At 63.9% G+C, this 17,294-nt stretch carries 15 protein-coding genes; 12 read left to right on the top strand and 3 right to left on the bottom strand.

Going from position 1 to position 17,294, the window contains the following annotated elements; genetic code table 11:
* Positions 1-8: 8 nt before the first annotated feature.
* From sdhD to LSG43_RS00060, 4 genes are all read left to right on the top strand, one after another.
* Entirely contained in the window at positions 9-356 is a 348-nt protein-coding gene (gene sdhD, locus LSG43_RS00075; RefSeq protein ID WP_231800256.1) for a succinate dehydrogenase, hydrophobic membrane anchor protein, read from the top strand.
* Between the two features lie 9 nt (positions 357-365).
* Complete coding sequence (gene sdhA / locus LSG43_RS00070; protein ID WP_231800255.1) at positions 366-2,168, top strand: succinate dehydrogenase flavoprotein subunit; 1,803 nt, start codon at positions 366-368, stop codon at positions 2,166-2,168.
* A gap of 15 nt (positions 2,169-2,183) precedes the next feature.
* The gene (locus LSG43_RS00065; RefSeq protein ID WP_231800254.1) at positions 2,184-2,969 is read left to right on the top strand and encodes a succinate dehydrogenase iron-sulfur subunit; all 786 of its coding nucleotides are present in this window, start codon (positions 2,184-2,186) and stop codon (positions 2,967-2,969) included.
* Between the two features lie 78 nt (positions 2,970-3,047).
* Complete coding sequence (locus LSG43_RS00060) at positions 3,048-3,284, top strand: hypothetical protein (RefSeq protein ID WP_231800253.1); 237 nt, start codon at positions 3,048-3,050, stop codon at positions 3,282-3,284.
* 48 nt (positions 3,285-3,332) lie between these two features.
* On the opposite strand, the gene LSG43_RS00055 is transcribed toward LSG43_RS00060, so the two are convergent.
* Positions 3,333-4,628: a DUF2254 domain-containing protein gene (locus LSG43_RS00055; protein WP_231800252.1), complete on the bottom strand. Its 1,296-nt coding sequence runs from the start codon at positions 4,626-4,628 to the stop codon at positions 3,333-3,335.
* A gap of 184 nt (positions 4,629-4,812) precedes the next feature.
* On the opposite strand from LSG43_RS00055, the gene LSG43_RS00050 reads away from it, so the two are divergent.
* Positions 4,813-5,277, top strand: coding sequence for a tellurite resistance TerB family protein (locus LSG43_RS00050; protein WP_231800251.1), 465 nt, complete (start codon positions 4,813-4,815; stop codon positions 5,275-5,277).
* A 68-nt stretch (positions 5,278-5,345) separates the two neighbouring features.
* On the opposite strand, the gene LSG43_RS00045 is transcribed toward LSG43_RS00050, so the two are convergent.
* Complete coding sequence (locus tag LSG43_RS00045) at positions 5,346-6,932, bottom strand: hypothetical protein (protein ID WP_231800250.1); 1,587 nt, start codon at positions 6,930-6,932, stop codon at positions 5,346-5,348.
* Positions 6,933-7,064: 132 nt separating this feature from the next.
* Positions 7,065-7,994: a tyrosine recombinase XerC gene (locus tag LSG43_RS00040; protein WP_231800249.1), complete on the bottom strand. Its 930-nt coding sequence runs from the start codon at positions 7,992-7,994 to the stop codon at positions 7,065-7,067.
* 505 nt (positions 7,995-8,499) lie between these two features.
* On the opposite strand from LSG43_RS00040, the gene LSG43_RS00035 reads away from it, so the two are divergent.
* From LSG43_RS00035 to LSG43_RS00005, 7 genes are all read left to right on the top strand, one after another.
* Positions 8,500-10,674 carry a primosomal protein N' gene (locus tag LSG43_RS00035; RefSeq protein ID WP_231800248.1) on the top strand — a complete coding sequence of 725 codons (2,175 nt, stop codon included), beginning with the start codon at positions 8,500-8,502 and terminating at the stop codon, positions 10,672-10,674.
* Between the two features lie 225 nt (positions 10,675-10,899).
* The gene (locus LSG43_RS00030; RefSeq protein WP_231800247.1) at positions 10,900-11,460 is read left to right on the top strand and encodes a F0F1 ATP synthase subunit delta; all 561 of its coding nucleotides are present in this window, start codon (positions 10,900-10,902) and stop codon (positions 11,458-11,460) included.
* On the top strand, positions 11,460-12,992 hold the full coding sequence (gene atpA, locus LSG43_RS00025; RefSeq protein ID WP_231800246.1) for a F0F1 ATP synthase subunit alpha: 1,533 nt from the start codon (positions 11,460-11,462) through the stop codon (positions 12,990-12,992). Before LSG43_RS00030 ends, atpA begins: the two co-directional genes overlap by 1 nt.
* Positions 12,993-13,044: 52 nt before the next feature.
* A complete protein-coding gene (locus LSG43_RS00020; RefSeq protein ID WP_231800245.1) occupies positions 13,045-13,932 on the top strand; it encodes a F0F1 ATP synthase subunit gamma in 888 nt (295 codons plus the stop codon).
* A gap of 18 nt (positions 13,933-13,950) precedes the next feature.
* On the top strand, positions 13,951-15,390 hold the full coding sequence (gene atpD / locus LSG43_RS00015; RefSeq protein WP_231800244.1) for a F0F1 ATP synthase subunit beta: 1,440 nt from the start codon (positions 13,951-13,953) through the stop codon (positions 15,388-15,390).
* A 116-nt stretch (positions 15,391-15,506) separates the two neighbouring features.
* Complete coding sequence (locus LSG43_RS00010) at positions 15,507-15,929, top strand: F0F1 ATP synthase subunit epsilon (RefSeq protein ID WP_231800243.1); 423 nt, start codon at positions 15,507-15,509, stop codon at positions 15,927-15,929.
* Positions 15,930-16,105: 176 nt separating this feature from the next.
* Positions 16,106-17,294: Cache 3/Cache 2 fusion domain-containing protein (locus LSG43_RS00005; protein ID WP_231800242.1), on the top strand; the 1,189-nt coding region annotated here is incomplete at its 3' end.

Below are 17,294 nucleotides of genomic sequence, written 5' to 3'. Positions count from 1 at the left end.
AGGATAAATTGAGCGCACACGGGAAAAAAGGCACCGGCACCTTCATCCAGCAGCGGGTGACGGCCTTTCTCAACATCTTCCTCGTCGGCTTTTTGATCTGGCTTGTCGTTTCGCTTGCGGGCGCGGACCGCGCGACGATGGCGGCGACGTTTTCGAACCCGTTCGTTTTCGTCCTGACGCTGGTTCTCTTCGCCTCCGTGCTCGTTCACATGCGGATCGGCATGGGCGAGGTGATCGAGGACTACATCCACACCCCGTCGATGCATAAACTCTGCATGGGGCTCAATACCGCATTCGCCGTGATCGTGGGGGCCATCGGCGTCCTCTCGGTGCTCGTCCTGGCCTTCGGAGGTTAGACCCAATCTATGGCTTCTCAAGCTTATCCGATCATCGATCACGCCTATGACGTCGTCGTCGTGGGGGCGGGCGGCGCCGGGTTGCGCGCGACGCTTGGCATGGCCGAGCAGGGGTTCAAGACCGCCTGCGTGACCAAGGTCTTCCCGACACGTTCTCATACGGTCGCGGCGCAGGGCGGCATCGCGGCGTCGCTTTCGAACATGGGCCCCGACAGCTGGCAGTGGCACATGTACGACACCGTCAAGGGGTCGGACTGGCTGGGCGACAACGACGCGATGGAATATCTCGCGCGCGAGGCGCCGCAGGCGGTTTACGAGCTCGAGCATTACGGCGTGCCGTTCTCGCGCACCGAAGAGGGCAAGATCTATCAGCGCCCCTTCGGCGGGCACATGCAGAATTATGGCGACGGCCCCCCGGTGCAACGCACCTGCGCGGCGGCCGACCGGACGGGTCACGCGATTCTCCACACCCTTTACGGGCAGAGCTTGCGCAACAATGCGGAGTTCTTCGTCGAGTATTTCGCGCTCGATCTCTTGATGAGCGAGGACGGCGTCTGCCAGGGCGTCATCGCCTGGAAGCTCGATGATGGGACGATCCACCGGTTCCGCGCCAAGATGGTGGTGCTGGCGACTGGCGGGTACGGGCGGGCGTATTTCTCGGCCACCTCGGCGCATACGTGCACCGGTGACGGCAACGGGATGGTAGCGCGCGCCGGGCTGCCCTTGCAGGACATGGAATTCGTCCAGTTCCACCCGACGGGCATTTACGGCTCGGGGTGCCTCATTACCGAGGGCGCGCGCGGGGAAGGCGGGTATCTCGTCAATTCCGAGGGCGAGCGGTTCATGGAGCGCTATGCGCCCAATGCCAAGGATCTTGCCAGCCGCGACGTTGTAAGCCGCTGCATGACCATGGAAATCCGCGAGGGGCGCGGGGTCGGGCCGAAGAAGGACCATATCTTCCTGCATCTCGACCATCTCGATCCGGCGGTGCTGCACGAGCGGCTGCCGGGGATTTCCGAGAGCGCAAAGATTTTCGCAGGCGTCGATCTGACCCGCGATCCGATCCCGGTCATCCCGACCGTCCACTACAATATGGGCGGTGTGCCAACCAATTATCACGGCGAAGTGCTCGACCCCTCGCGCGGCGGACCCGATGCGACGGTGCCGGGGCTGATGGCCGTGGGCGAAGCGGGTTGCGCCTCGGTGCACGGGGCGAACCGGCTGGGGTCCAATTCGCTCATCGACCTCGTGGTCTTCGGGCGGGCGGCGGCGATCCGCGCCGGCGAGGTCGTCGACCGCGACGCGCCGATCCCAGACGTCAACCAGGCTTCCGAAGACAAGATCATGGCGCGGTTCGACAGGCTGCGGCACGCCGATGGCGGCACGCCGACAGCGCAGCTCCGGGACAAGATGCAGCGTGCCATGCAGGAAGACGCCGCCGTGTTCCGCACGCAGGAAACGCTCGAAAACGGCTGCAGGCGGATTACCGAGATCTGGGGCGAGCTCAAGGACATCAAGGTCTTCGACCGGTCGCTCATCTGGAACTCGGATCTCGTCGAGACGCTCGAGCTTGAAAACCTCATGGCGAACGCGATCACGACGGTCTATTCGGCGGAGGCCCGCAAGGAAAGCCGCGGGGCGCACGCGCGCGAAGACTTCTCCGACCGCGACGACGAGAACTGGCGCAAGCATACGCTGTCGCGGGTCGATGAGGCGGGCAATGTGACGCTCGATTACCGGCCGGTGCATGTCGATCCTTTGACCGACGGGATCGACCTGGCGAAAATCGCGCCCAAGGCGCGGGTTTACTAAGGGAGCGAATGGCAGATGGCTGAACTACTTCTCGACAAGCGCTCCCGGCCCAAAAAGGGCAAAGTGTGGCCCAAGCCGGAAGGTGCGACGCGGCTGCGGGAATATCACGTTTACCGCTACGACCCGGATACCGAAGCCAATCCGCGGATCGATACCTATTTCGTCGATCTCGACGATTGCGGGCCCATGATTCTCGACGGGCTCTTGTGGATCAAGAATAACGTCGACCCGACGCTGACGCTGCGCCGCTCGTGCCGCGAGGGCATTTGCGGATCGTGCGCGATGAATATCGACGGGGCCAATACGCTGGCGTGCACCAAGGGCATGGACGAGGTCGGCAACGGGCCGATCAAGATCTATCCCTTGCCGCATATGCCGGTGGTCAAGGACCTCGTGCCGGATCTCTCGACGTTCTACGAGCAGCACAAATCGGTGCAGCCCTGGCTGCAGACCAAGTCGCCGACGCCGGATACCGAATGGCTGCAGAGCCGCGATGACCGGGCCAAGCTCGACGGGCTTTACGAATGCATTCTTTGCGCATGCTGCTCGACCTCGTGCCCGTCCTATTGGTGGAACGGGGAGAAGTATCTGGGCCCGGCCGTGCTTTTGCAGGCCTATCGCTGGCTCATCGACAGCCGGGACGAGGCGACGAGCGAGCGGCTCGACTATCTCGAAGACCCGTTCCGGCTCTATCGCTGCCACACGATTATGAACTGCGCCAAGGTGTGCCCGAAGGGGCTCAACCCGGCCAAGGCGATTGCCGAGATCAAGAAGATGATGGTCGAGCGCAAGGTCGCCTAAACGCCGATTTTGGTTTATATTTGAAGGGGTCCGCTGCTTTTGGCTGCGGGCCCCTTTTGTATTTCCCGGAGGTGGGCGATGACCGATTACGAGACCATTCTTTACGTCGAAAAGGAATCGGTTGCGCGCATCCTGCTTACGGCCCTGAGGGCGCATGGGTTCACCCCGCGCGACATTCCCGATGGCGGGCTGCCGGGCATCCGCACCGGGCTTTCGGATGGCATCGCGATCGATGTGCCGGAGGATCAGGCGAGCGATGCGAAGCCGCTGGCGCAAGCGCTGCTGGCGGACATGGACAGCAGCAAGGCGCCGTAGGCGGCAGGGCCGAGGGTCAGGCCCGAACCAGGACGGTGGGGCCGCCCGCTAGGGTGCGGGCGTGCTGTCCAGTTCGCACGCTTTTTCCAACCACTCTATCAAGGCCAGGGGCAGCGCGTAATTGGAAATATCGGCGCGAATGACGCCCAGCCAGCGCTCGATCTCCTCAATTTCAAGGGGGTCGCGCGCAACGCGGTGGAGCGTCGTCAGCAAGGCGATGACGGCCTCCGTGGCGAGGGTGTCGCTGCGCAGGACAGGAGCCAGGGTCGGAATGACAAGGTCGAGGTAGTGCGCAACGCCAAGATGCGGCCTGATCAGGACCGGATTGCCCTCGCGGTCGAACAGCACGTTGGGCGGGATGGCTGCCCGCGTCAGCGCCACAAGCCCGGCGGAGAGCTGGTTGATGGCAGCGACGGCCGTGTTGGGGTCGTTGATGCCCGGTGAGAGCGCCCTGAGGGCCACATCGACGAGCGCCCGGGCCTCATAGGTCGCTTCTTGAAGGATGTCGCGACGCTGTCCCATCCGAATGGTCTTGGCCAAGGCTCCGATATTGACGTCGCTGCCTTCTACATACATCAGCGGGCCCGCGTGATGGACATAGTCGTCGGGCCGCACAACGAGCCTGATGCGGAGCCCGCGCTTGCGCGCGGCGGCCACGAGCGCGTCGTAGTCGATATAACGGATATAACCTGAAGACGGTGCCGGTACGGGGTCACCTTCGAGATCGGTAAAAAGAGACTCGGCCTTTCGCGAGGCCGCAATGTCGGAGGACGCCGCGGTTTGTGCGATACGCGCTATGGCCTGGCAGAACCGCTCGCCAAGGTCGGCGACGATAACGTCGGCCTGGATCGAGAGGGCCATGTGGTGAACAAAATAAATGACGAGGCCGAAGGCGAGGGTGGCCAGGCCGATCGCCGCGGCAACAGTGAGGCTGGGGACAAACCCGTCCTGAAGCTCGGAGACGTTTCCGAGCGCGGTGAGCGCGAACAGGAACACGCCCACGAAGGTCCCCAGCATGAACTGGGTCGTTTTGTCGTGCATGAAGAACATCAGAATGCGCGCGCCCAACTGGCCGGCAAGCAGGGTCAGGCCGACAAAGGTCAGCGAGAACACAAGGCTCGCCATCGTCATCATGCCCCCGGCGATGGTGGTGAGGACGGCGCGGGCACCTTCGGGCCCGAAGCGGGGGAAGAACCATGCATCGCGCATCCCGAAGACATAGTCGAGGGAGTCTACCGCGATGATCGCAAGCGCGAGCAGAAGAAGACTCAGTGCAATCAGCGTCGGGACGAACCAGAAGCTGCCTGCAAGCGCAGCAAGTGCGGATTTGAAAGAAGCGTACACGTGCGCGGCGGACTCCAGCATGACCTTTGGCCGTCATTATAGATCAAGTTGGGCGTGCGCGGCACGCGGATGTGGCGCCAGGCACACACTCAAAAAAATGTACGCAGGGGGCGGGCGGGCCCTGCTTGAGCGGTCAGTGGGGTCCGCTTACCATTTTGGCTGCGTCCTGAGTGGAGTTGCGGCCATGTTCGATACCATTGCACGTCTTTTCCGGCAGCCGGATACCGAGCCGGCAACCTTGCAGGAGCCGGAGGTTGCAGTGGCAGCCGTGCTTGTGCACCTGGCGGCGGTGGACGGGCAGGCCCGGCCCGAGGAATTCAAGATGATCTCGGGCATCCTGCAGGATCATTACGGGCTCAGCGACGGCGACGTGAAAAAGCTGATCGAGGAGGCCAAGCGGCAGGATCGCGAATCGGTCGACTTCTACAAGTTCACCCACGCGCTCACAAAACTCGAGCCCGACGAGAAGATCGCGATCATCCGCATGATGTGGCAGGTGGTTTTCGCCGACGACACCAATCACGAGCTCGAGGACAACATGGTCTGGCGGGTGGCGGAACTGATCGGGGTGTCTTCGCGCGACCGGACGATCCTCCGGGCGCAGACCAAACGGGCCGGTACGCCGCAGGGCGACTATCCCGAGGATTGACCCCGTTCACGGCCGGAACGGAAAAGCCGCGCTCCGGGGAGCGCGGCTTTTTTTGTTTGCCGGCGCCGCTATTGCGGGTCGTAGGTGACCGTGCCGGCCTCGTAGGCTGCCTGGCAGTCGGAGGCGTCGGCGAGCTCGTTATGGGCAAAGAGTTCGGGTGCGCCACCGCGGCCCACGAAACGCGGGTCGTCGCAGACCCCGTCGAAGGCGGCGTCCGAGGAATCGTCGCCGAAATTGATGCGGGTGTCGTCGCCGTCCTCGATGAGCGTCACGGTGCCCTCGTCATAGGCTGCTTCGCAATCGCTGGCGTCGGCCATGAGGTGGCTGTCGAGCGTGGTCTCGAACATGCCGGGACCCTCGAACCGCGGGTCGTCGCATTCCCCGTCATTGGCGTAATCGCCGGAGTCGTCGCCGAAGTTGATGCGCACGTCCCCGTTGCCGCCCGCAGCCAGCGTGACGGTGCCGTCCTGGTAGGCGGTGGAGCAATCGGTGGCGTCGGCCATCAGGTGGTCGTCGAGCGCGACGCCGACGCCGGAGCCTTCGAAGCGCGGATCGTCACATTCGCCATCGTTGGACCAGCTGCCCGAATCGTCGCCGAAATCGATGCCGTCGACGACGATCGGGTCGGTCGCCGCCTGGTCGCCGACATAAACGATCGTGCCCTCTTCATGGGCCGCCTGGCAGTCCGTGGCGTCGGCCATGTTGTGGCTGCCCATCGCGACCCCCATGCCGTCGCCTTCGAAGCGCGGATCGTCGCATTCCCCGTCATTGGCCCACTGGCCGGAATCGTCGCCGAAATCGATGTCGCCAGCCATAGTCGTGCCGCCGTTATCGTCCCCGCCCTCGCCGGCAAGCGCGATGGCGCCGGCGTTGTAAGCGGCCTCGCAGTCGGACGCATCGGCCATATAGTGGCTGTCGAGCGCCACACCCATACCGTCGCCTTCAAAACGGGGGTCGTCGCATTCCCCGTCATTGGCCCATTCCCCGGAATCGTCACCGAAATCGACGTCTGCGACCATGTCGCCGCCTTCGCCGAGATAGGTGACGTCGCCGGCCTCATAGGCCGAGCGGCAGTCGGTGGCGTCGGCCATCTCGTGGCTGTCGAGCATGCCGCCGAAGCGCGGGTCGTCGCACTCTCCGTCATTGGCCCAGGTGCCCGAATCGTCGCCGAAATCGATGTCGGCAGCGGGTTGAACCGCGCCGCTCGTCACGTTGGGGGATTCGAAGGTCACGTCGCCGGCCTCATAGGCCGAGCGGCAATCGGTGGCGTCGGCCATCTCGTGGCTGTCGAGCATGCCACCGAAGCGCGGATCGTCGCACTCTCCGTCGTTGGCCCAGGTGCCCGAATCGTCACCGAAATCGATGTCGTCACCGGCCGATGCCGTTGCCGCCGGCGCTTCGGCTTCGCCCACATATGTCACGGTGCCCGCTTCGTAGGCGGCCTGACAGTCCGCCGCGTCGCGGCCCTGGTCGACCGGGCTGGTGATGCTGGCGGCGCCTTCGCCCTCAAAACGCGGATCGTCGCATTCGCCGTCATTGGCCCAGGTGCTGGTGTCGTCGCCGAAATCGATATCGGCCTGTGCCCATGCCGGGCCCGAAAGCGTCAGGGCGAAGGCAAGGATCGCGCCGCCCAGAATCGTCCTTGAGGTTTTCATGATCTCGTCCCTTACCGTCCGGCGATGTCGCCGCGATTGGTTTTTTTCAGCGCGCCCCTGGGTCGCCGACGTTATCTGGAGTGAACAGCATTCGGCGGCCAATTACCAGTCCGAAAGCCAAATTCGGGCGCGCTATCCGCGCGGATGCGCCTTGCGGTAAACGTCGAGCAAATGCTCGGTGTCCGCGTGGGTGTAGATCTGCGTCGTCGAGAGCGAAGCGTGGCCCAAAAGCTCCTGGATCGACCGCAAGTCGCCGCCCTTGCCGAGGAGATGGGTGGCGAAGGAATGACGCAGCGCGTGGGGGGTCGCCGAGGGCGGCAGGCCCAGGGCCGAGCGGAGCTGTTCGGCGCGGAGCTGGACGATACGCGGGGACAGCGGGCCGCCACGGACGCCACGGAAAATCGGGTCGCGGGGCTCGAGCGCGAAAGGGCAGGCCGCAAGGTAGGCCGATACGGCCTGGCGCACGGGGGCGATGAGGGGAACGAGGCGGACCTTGTTGCCTTTGCCCAGCACGCGGAGGCTCTGCGCGTCGAGATCGGCGCGGGTTATGGCGAGGGCTTCGGAAATGCGCAGGCCGGCGCCATAGCACAGGGCGAGCACGGCGGCGTCGCGGGCGGCGACCCATGGGCGGTCTTCGAGCTCGTGGGTGGTGTCGATCGCCGCGCGCGCCTCGGACACCGTCAGCGCCTTGGGCAGGGTCTGCGCGCGCTTTGGCGTTCTCACGACCGAGAGCGCCTCGAGCGCCATGACGCCCTTGCGTTCGAGGAAGGTGAAAAAGGATTTGAGCCCCGAAAGTCCGCGGGCGATGGAGCGCGAGCCGGTGCCGCCGGCGCGGCGGGCGGCAAAGAAGGCGCGCAGGTCGGCGGCGCGGACGTCCCCAAGGTCGCCCATGTCGACGGTTCCGCCGATATGGCCCGAGAGGAAGGCGAGGAACTGGTCGAGATCGCGCGCATAGGCTTCGATGGTTTTGGGGGAAAGACGGCGGATGGCGGTCAGTTCGCGCCGCCACTCTGTGATGTGGGCACGCAGTGTCTCGGAAATGGCAAAGCCGGTGTCGGTCATGGGGCAAGGGTAGCGGGGGAGGGGTTAGGAATTGGCAAAGGCGCGTGCGAGCGGCCCGGCGGCCTTCAAACCCCGGTTTTCAAAGAGCGTGGACGGTATGCGGCGAGACGATGCCTCATACTGATAATTTAGATGCGAGGTCCGCCTCGCCGCATACATCCGGGATTTTAGGCTTGGCGTCCGCTCGGGCTGGGGCCAATCCCCGCCAGGTTTCCCCGGTGACCACAGGATCGCTGTGGCTGGCCTCGGTGACGTTCGGACCTCCGCTGGGACGACTCCCATCGGACCCGGACCGGTCCCGCCCAAACGTTCGTCGCGCCTGCGCCCATCAAAGCGGGTCCGTAACGCGCATCATAGGCGAGGTTTGAGAGGCGGGGATAAGTTTGCTCCGGAGGGGTTCGGCCTGCGGCATATCCAGCCGTCTTGCGGTTGGGCGCCGGTGCCGATAGCGATGATTGCGCAGGGGCGCAGAATCGCGTCCCCTTGGCTCGCTATCGTTCGGGAAATGTCGTTGTCCTCACTTGGTCCCATCGTTTCGGTCATGGTCGCGGTCGCCGTCGACAAGCCTTATTCCTATCGGGTGCCCGAAGGGATGGAGGTTACGCGCGGGTCGATCGTCGTCGTGCCGCTGGGGCCGCGGCCGACGCTGGGGGTGGTCTGGGGCGCGCCCGAGGACAATTTTGCCCATAACCGGCTCAAGGACATCGCGCACGTCTTCGAGGTGCCGCCGCTTTCCGAGGAGCTTTTGCAGCTTGTCGACTGGGTCGCACGCTATACGCTGGCGCAACCGGGGATGGTGTTGCGCGGGGCGTTGCGGAGCCGGGAGGGGCTCGATCCGCCCCGGCCGATCCTGGCATACAGGCGCGCCGGACCGGACCCTGAACGGCTGACCGACGCGCGAAAACGCGTGCTCGATTTGCTCGAGGACGACATGCCGTGGGCCAAGGCGGCGCTCGTCGGGGCCTCGGGGGTGTCGCCGTCGGTGATCGAGGGGCTGGTCAAGGCCGGGACGCTCGAGCAGATCGAATTGCCGCCGCCTCCGCCGGTGATGCCGCCCGAGCCGGACTTCGCACCGGCGGCGCTTTCGGCGGACCAGCAAAGGGCGCTCGATGACATCCGGGCGCACGATACGGGCGGGTTTTCCGTTGCGCTTCTTGACGGGATCACCGGGTCGGGGAAGACGGAGGTGTTTTTCGAATCCGTTGCCGATTGCCTGCGGGCCGGACGACAGGTGGCGATCATCCTGCCCGAAATTGCGCTGACGCACACGTTTCTCGACCGGTTCGAAAAGCGCTTCGGGCAGCGGGCGGCGGAATGGCATTCGGACATGACGCCGATGCAGCGCGCGCGGGTGTGGCGCGGGGTTCTCACCGGCGCGGTGCGCGCGGTGATCGGGGCGCGCTCGGCGCTCTTTCTGCCGTTCCGGGACCTGGGGCTTTTCGTTCTCGACGAGGAGCATGACGGGGCGTTCAAGCAGGCCGACCGGGTCAATTATCACGGCCGCGATATGGCGGTGGTCAGGGCCTCGCTCGCCGGGGCGCGGGTGATCCTCTCCTCGGCGACGCCGTCGGTCGAATCGCGCAACAACGCCAATCAGGGGCGGTACGCGCATGTGAAGCTCGAAAGCCGGTTCGCCGAGGCGACGCTGCCGGACATCACCGCGATCGACATGCGCGAGGAGGGGCCGGAAAAGGGGCAGTGGATCGCGCCGCGGCTGGCGCGGGCGGTGTTCGACGCGCTCGACAGGGGCGAGCAGGCGCTCCTTTTCCTCAACCGCCGGGGCTACGCCCCTTTGACGCTGTGCCGGGCGTGCGGGCATCAGTATCAATGCCCGGACTGCTCGACATGGCTTGTCGAGCACCGGTTCCGGGGCGTGCTCATGTGCCATCATTGCGGGCACGAGGAGCGGGCACCGGAGGTCTGCGGGTCGTGCGGGGCGGCGGATTCGCTCGTCGCGGTGGGGCCGGGGATCGAACGGATCGCCGAGGAGGTCGCGGAGCGTTTTCCAGGCGCGCGGCCGGTGGTGCTGTCCTCGGACATGGGGTCGATGACGCAGATCCGGGAGCGCTTCGCTGAGATCGCACGGGGGGACTACAACCTTATCATCGGCACGCAACTGGTGGCCAAGGGGCATCATTTCGAGAAGCTCTCGCTGGTGGGCGTGATCGATGCGGATCTGGGGCTCGCGCATGGTGACCCGCGCGCGGCTGAGAAGACGTTCCAGATCCTCACCCAGGTGACGGGGCGGGCGGGGCGCGCGTCCAGGTCGGGCAAGGCGTTTTTGCAGACCTATCACCCGGAGCACCCGGTGATGCAGACCATGGTCAAGGGCGATCGCGAGGCGTTCTATGCGCACGAACTCAAGGTGCGCGAGCAGGGCGGGCTGCCGCCGTTCGGACGGCTGGCGGCGCTCATCGTTTCGGGGGCCGACCACGACGAGACCTTCGGATATGCCAGGGCGCTGATGGCGGCGGCGCCGCTTTCGGAAAAAGTGCGGCGGTTCGGGCCGGCGGATGCGCCCGTCGCCATGGTGCGCGGACGGTACAGGGTGCGGATTCTGGCGCAGAGCCCCAAGGAGTTCGATCTTTCGGGATATGTACGGTTCTGGCTGGAAAACGCCGATCCGGCGCGGGGGAGTTTGCGGGTCCAGGTCGATATCGATCCGATGAGTTTTTACTGAGCGTTCGCGGGCTTTCCGGGTTCTGTGACAGTTGCGACATTTAAGCCGCCCCAATTTGGCCGCGATGCGCTTGCGCGGCCCGGTGGGGCATGGTAAGGCCAGCCGGAAATTGCGGGTTGTCCTCCCCCGGACAGCCTCACGGGAAGCTATCATTTTGAAATTTTCGTCCCGCATCGCGCTTACTGCTGTGCACGATGCCGGAGGCAAACAGCGGGGTTGGAAGGCTTGAGCGCTACACACTCTGTTTTGTTCCAGATCGGGCGGCCTTATGCGACGGCGCTTTTCGATCTGGCCAGCGAAGCGAACGCGATCGAGGACACCGAGAAGAGCCTCGACGCTATCGCGGCCCTCATCGATTCTAACGACGATTTCGCCAAGTTCCTCGAAAGCCCGACCATCACCGCCGACAAAAAGGGCGAGGTGCTCGAGGCGATCCTTGCCAAGGCCAAGACACCCGAGCTTGTCGCGAACACGCTGCGGCTCGTGGCCAAGAACGGGCGGCTCTATGCGGTCCCGGCCATCATTTCGCTCTATAAGGACCTTGCCGCGGATGCGCGCAACGAGGTGAGCGCGGACGTGGTTTCCGCTGCGCCCTTGTCGGACGCGCAATCGGCCGAACTGGCGAAGGTTCTCAAGGACAAGATCGGCAAGGCCGTATCGTTGAAAACACGTGTCGATGAGAGCCTGATCGGCGGACTGGTCGTCAAGGTCGGCTCGAAAATGATCGATACCTCCCTCAAGACAAAACTTTCGGCCATGAAGATCGCCATGAAAGGGGTCAGCTAATGGACATCAAAGCTGCGGAAATTTCCGCGATCCTCAAAGACCAGATCAAGGATTTCGGCAAGGAAGCGAGCGTTTCCGAAGTCGGGCAGGTGCTCTCGGTCGGTGACGGTATCGCGCGCGTTTATGGCCTCGACAATGTGCAGGCAGGTGAGCTCGTCGAGTTCCCGGGCGGCATCAAGGGCATGGCGTTGAACCTCGAAGAGGACAATGTCGGTATCGTGATCTTCGGCTCGGACCGCGAGATCAAGGAAGGCGACACGGTCAAGCGCACCGGCGCGATCGTCGACACCCCCGTCGGCAAGGGCCTTCTCGGCCGCGTGGTCGACGGTCTGGGCAACCCGATCGACGGCAAGGGCCCGATCGAATACACCGAACGCCGCCGCGTGGACGTCAAGGCGCCGGGCATTCTGCCGCGTAAATCGGTGCACGAGCCGATGGCGACCGGGCTCAAGGCCATCGACGCGCTCATCCCCATCGGCCGCGGCCAGCGCGAACTCGTGATTGGCGACCGCCAGACCGGCAAGACCGCCATCCTGCTCGATACGTTCCTCAACCAGAAGCCAGCGCACGACGCCGGCAACGAGAACGACAAGCTCTACTGCGTCTACGTCGCGGTGGGCCAGAAGCGTTCGACGGTTGCCCAGTTCGTCAAGACGCTCGAAGACAATGGCGCGCTCGAATATTCGATCGTTATCGCCGCGACCGCTTCGGACCCGGCGCCGATGCAGTTCCTCGCCCCGTTCACCGCGTGTGCGATCGGCGAATATTTCCGCGATAACGGCATGCACGCCGTGATCGGGTATGACGACCTTTCCAAGCAGGCCGTCGCCTATCGCCAGATGTCGCTGCTTTTGCGCCGTCCTCCCGGACGTGAAGCGTATCCGGGCGACGTGTTCTATCTTCATTCGCGGCTCCTCGAGCGCGCGGCGAAGCTCAACGAGAACCACGGCGCGGGTTCGCTGACGGCGCTGCCGGTCATCGAAACGCAGGCCAACGACGTGTCGGCCTATATCCCGACCAACGTGATCTCGATCACGGACGGTCAGATCTTCCTTGAAACCAACCTCTTCTTCCAGGGCATCCGCCCGGCGGTGAACGTCGGCCTGTCGGTTAGCCGCGTGGGCTCGTCGGCCCAGATCAAGGCGATGAAGCAGGTGGCCGGGTCGATCAAGGGCGAGCTTTCCCAGTATCGCGAGATGGCGGCGTTCGCGCAGTTCGGTTCCGACCTTGACGCGGCGACGCAGCGCTTGCTCAATCGCGGTGCGCGTTTGACCGAGCTTTTGAAGCAGCCGCAGTTTTCGCCTTTGAAGACCGAAGAACAGGTTGCGGTGATCTATGCGGGCGTGAACGGCTATCTCGACGATCTGCCGGTTTCGGGCGTGCAGCCCTTCGAGAAGGCGCTGCTCGGCACCCTGCGGAGCAAGCATGCCGACCTGCTCGAGGCGATCGCGACCGAGAAGGCGCTTTCGGACAGCATCAAGGAAAAGCTCAAGGCTGCCCTCGATGCGTTCAAGAAGACCTACGCGGCCTGATTTGTTTGATCGCGTTTAAACCCGACCCGGCTGGCAGGGAGCTTTTGGCGCAATGCCCTCTTTGAAAGACCTCAAGAACCGGATCACCTCGGTCAAGTCGACCCAGAAGATCACCAAGGCGATGCAGATGGTCGCCGCGGCCAAACTCAAGCGTGCGCAGGACGCCGCGGAGGCCGCGCGGCCCTATGCCGAGCGCATGGAGAAGGTTCTTTCGGGCCTGGCGCTCGCCTATAAGGGCCGTCCGGACGCTCCCAAGCTGCTTGCGGGGACCGGCAAGGACGACGTCCACCTTCTCGTGGTCGCCACCGGCGAGCGCGGGCTTGCGGGTGGCTTCAACTCCTCGATCGCGCGGATGGCGCGCGAGCACACCGAAGAGCTCCTGGCGCAGGGCAAGACGGTCAAGATCCTGTGCGTGGGCCGCAAGGGCGCGGATATCCTCAAGCGCCAGTTCTCCAAGAACATGCTCGAGACGATTTCGCTCAGGGAAGTCAAGCAACTCGGTTACGACACCGCGCAGGGGATCGGGCAGAAGCTGCTCGACATGTACGAGGCGGAGGAGTTCGACGTCGCCACGCTGTTCTTTGCGACGTTCAAATCGGTGATCAGCCAGGTGCCGACGTCGATCCAGCTCATTCCCGCCAAGTTCGACGAGGAAGAGGGCGAAGAGGCGGTCCATTCGGGCGCGGCGATCTACGAATACGAGCCGGACGAGGAAACCATCCTCGCCGACCTCTTGCCGCGCAATGTGAGTGTGCAGGTGTTCCGGGCGCTTCTGGAGAACAACGCCTCGTTCTTCGGCGCGCAGATGACGGCGATGGACAACGCCACGCGCAATGCCGGTGAGATGATCAACAAGCTGACGCTAAGCTATAACCGCCAGCGTCAGGCGCAGATCACCAAGGAACTGATCGAAATCATTTCGGGCGCCGAAGCGCTCTAAAATACAGGGACAAAGACCATGGCAGACAGCAAACTCGGCCGCGTCTCTCAGGTTATGGGCGCCGTTGTGGACGTCACCTTCGACGACCACCTGCCGGCCATTCTGAACGCGCTTGAAACCGACAATAACGGCAACCGTCTGGTGCTCGAAGTCGCCCAGCACCTGGGTGAGAACACTGTGCGCACCATCGCCATGGACACCACCGAGGGCCTCGCGCGCGGCACCGAGGTGAAAGATACCGGGGAAGCGATTTCGGTTCCCGTCGGCGAAGCCACGCTCGGTCGCATCATGAACGTCATCGGCGAGCCGATCGACGAAGCCGGCCCGGTCAAGGCCGCGACGCGCCGCCCGATCCACGCGCCGGCGCCCGAGTTCGTCGACCAGGCGACCGAAGCGCAGATCCTTGTGACCGGCATCAAGGTCATCGACCTTCTGGCTCCCTATGCCCGTGGCGGCAAGATCGGGCTCTTCGGCGGCGCCGGTGTGGGCAAGACGGTGCTCATCCAGGAGCTGATCAACAACGTCGCCAAGGCGCACGGCGGGTATTCGGTGTTCGCCGGTGTCGGCGAACGCACCCGCGAAGGCAACGACCTTTACTACGAAATGATCGAATCCGGGGTGAACAAGGACCCCAAGGAAAACGACGGTTCGACCGAAGGCTCCAAGTGCTCGCTCGTCTTCGGCCAGATGAACGAACCCCCGGGAGCCCGCGCCCGCGTCGCTCTGACGGGCCTCTCGATCGCCGAGGAATTCCGCGACAAGGGTCAGGACGTCCTGTTCTTCGTCGACAACATCTTCCGCTTTACCCAGGCAGGCTCGGAAGTGTCGGCGCTGCTTGGCCGTATCCCGTCGGCGGTGGGCTATCAGCCGACGCTCGCCACCGACATGGGTGCGCTGCAGGAACGCATCACCACCACCAACAAGGGCTCGATCACCTCGGTGCAGGCCATTTACGTGCCGGCGGACGATTTGACCGACCCGGCGCCGGCGACCTCGTTCGCGCACCTTGACGCCACGACGACGCTCAACCGCTCGATCGCGGAAAAGGGCATCTATCCGGCGGTGGATCCGCTCGATTCGACCTCGCGCATGCTCGATCCCTCGATCATCGGCGAGGAGCACTACAAGGTCGCCCGTGACGTGCAGGAAGTGCTGCAGCGCTACAAGTCGCTTCAGGACATCATCGCGATCCTGGGTATGGACGAACTGTCCGAAGAGGACAAGCTCATCGTCGCCCGCGCGCGCAAGATCGAGCGCTTCATGAGCCAGCCGTTCCACGTCGCCGAAGCCTTTACGGGGGCTCCGGGTCTTTATGTCGAGCTCGAAGACACGATCAAGGCGTTCAAAGGCCTTGTCGCGGGCGAATACGACCACCTGCCCGAGCAGGCCTTCTACATGGTCGGCACCATTGACGACGCCGTCAAGAAAGCCCAGAAGCTGGCCGCCGAAGCGGCGTAAGACAATGTCCGTCCCGGGCAGCCGGGACGGATCGTTACTTTTACAGTTCGTAGCGGTTCCGGGGCGAAAGGGCGGTTTTCGCCGGTCCCGGAAACCCTCCAGAGGAGGCCCGTTCCATGGCCGATGGCGTCAAAATCGAAATCGTTTCGCCCGAATATCTCGTGCTTTCGGCCGAGGTGCGGTCGGTCGTCGTGCCGGGGGCCGAGGGCTATCTGACGGTCATGGGCGAGCATGCGCCCCTGATGACCACGCTCAAGCCGGGCTTCGTTACCGTCACCAATACCGACGGCGCGGCCACGAGCTATTTCGTGGGCGGCGGGTTTGCCGATATTTCGCAGGCCGGGCTGACGATCCTGGCTGAAGACGCCAAGCCGGCCAGCGAGTTCGGGCGCACGGAGATCGAAGCCAAGATCGCCGAGGCGCAGGAAGCGCTGTCGGCGGCCGAGGATATCGACGCGAAAAGCGCTGCGCAGAACAGGCTCGATACCTGGAAGAACCTGCTTGTCGAAAGTGCAGGTCTCGGGCGCGCCGCGCACTGATCGGGGGCCGGATCGAGGATGCAGTAAGGGCGCTTGTGAGCGCCCTTTTTTGTATCTGCCGGTCGCCATGCGTGCGGCCTTGAGGCTTTAACGTCGGGTTACCCGTCCTGAAACTTTGATTTAATCAATTGTCCGTACCTTCCGCTGCGACTGTACCCAAGGAAGGGGGGATACCGATGACGATCGGTGAAAACCAAGAACAGGTTGACTCTGGCGCCGCTCGCGAGGGCGCGGAGGAGAAGAAGAAGGGTTCCTTCTTCGGTCGTTTCAAGATGACGACAATGATCGCGGCGATGGTGATTTCCGCCGTCGTGCTTTCGGTGAGCGTTGTCGTTCTGGCCGTATTCATCAGCCTCAACGCCGATACCGAGAACCGCGCAAGCGCGGCTGAGGCCGGCAATATCCGCACCGCAGCGACGATCCTGAGCGGGATGGGCGGCATTCAGGTCGAATGGACCGAAGAAGGCGATATCGCCAAGATCGGCACCTGGGTGATGCCGCGGTTCTATAACAACGACACCGTCGATTCGATTGCACGGGTTACCGGCGAGAACGCGGCCGTGTTTGCGTGGAACGCCGAAACCGGCCAGTTCGAGGAAGTGTCTTCCTCGCACGTCGATGCCAATGGCGAGCGTCTTTCGCAATCGCCGGTCAATGCAGACAGCCCCGGTTTCGAGACGCTGATGGCCGGCGAGGGCGTGATTACGGAATCGCAGTTCAACGGCGTCGATTACTATACCGTCTATCAGCCGATCACCTATCTTTCGGGCGAAGACGTTCTGGGCCTGCTGCAGGTCAATATCCGCAAGGATGCGATCACCGCGATTGTCGGTGAGTTGATGAGCATGCTGTTCCTGGTCGGGGTTATCGCGGTCGTCGCGGTCGGGGCGCTGGCGATCTTTGCCTCGCGGGCGATCTCGCGGCCGATCCCCAGGCTCTCGGAGGTCATGGGCAAGATCGCCAATAACGAGCTCGAGACCGAAGTCCCCTATGTGGACAACAGCAATGAGATCGGCGCCATGGCGCGCGCGGTCGAGGTGTTCCGCGACAATGCGGCGCGCATCGCACAGATGAGCGAGGACGAAATCGCAGCGAGCGAAACCCGGCGCAAAGAGCGACAGGCGATGATGAACGAGTTGCGCGACTCCTTCGGCGAGGTGGTCAATGCGGCGGTTGCGGGCGACTTCTCGCATCGCGTCGAGGCCAATTTCGCCGATGCGGAACTCAATGCACTGGCGGGCGGGGTCAACGATCTCGTCGAAACCGTCGAGCGGGGCCTGGGTGAAACCGTCACGGTGCTTGGCGCTCTGGCGCAGACCGATCTCACCCGGCGGGTCGAGGGCGAATACCAGGGCGCGTTCGCCC

This window comes from Pelagibacterium xiamenense (assembly GCF_021166475.1).
Lineage (GTDB): Bacteria > Pseudomonadota > Alphaproteobacteria > Rhizobiales > Devosiaceae > Pelagibacterium > Pelagibacterium xiamenense.
Note: the sequence above shows the minus strand (reverse complement) of the source record. Positions and strands in the feature narration are given on the sequence as shown.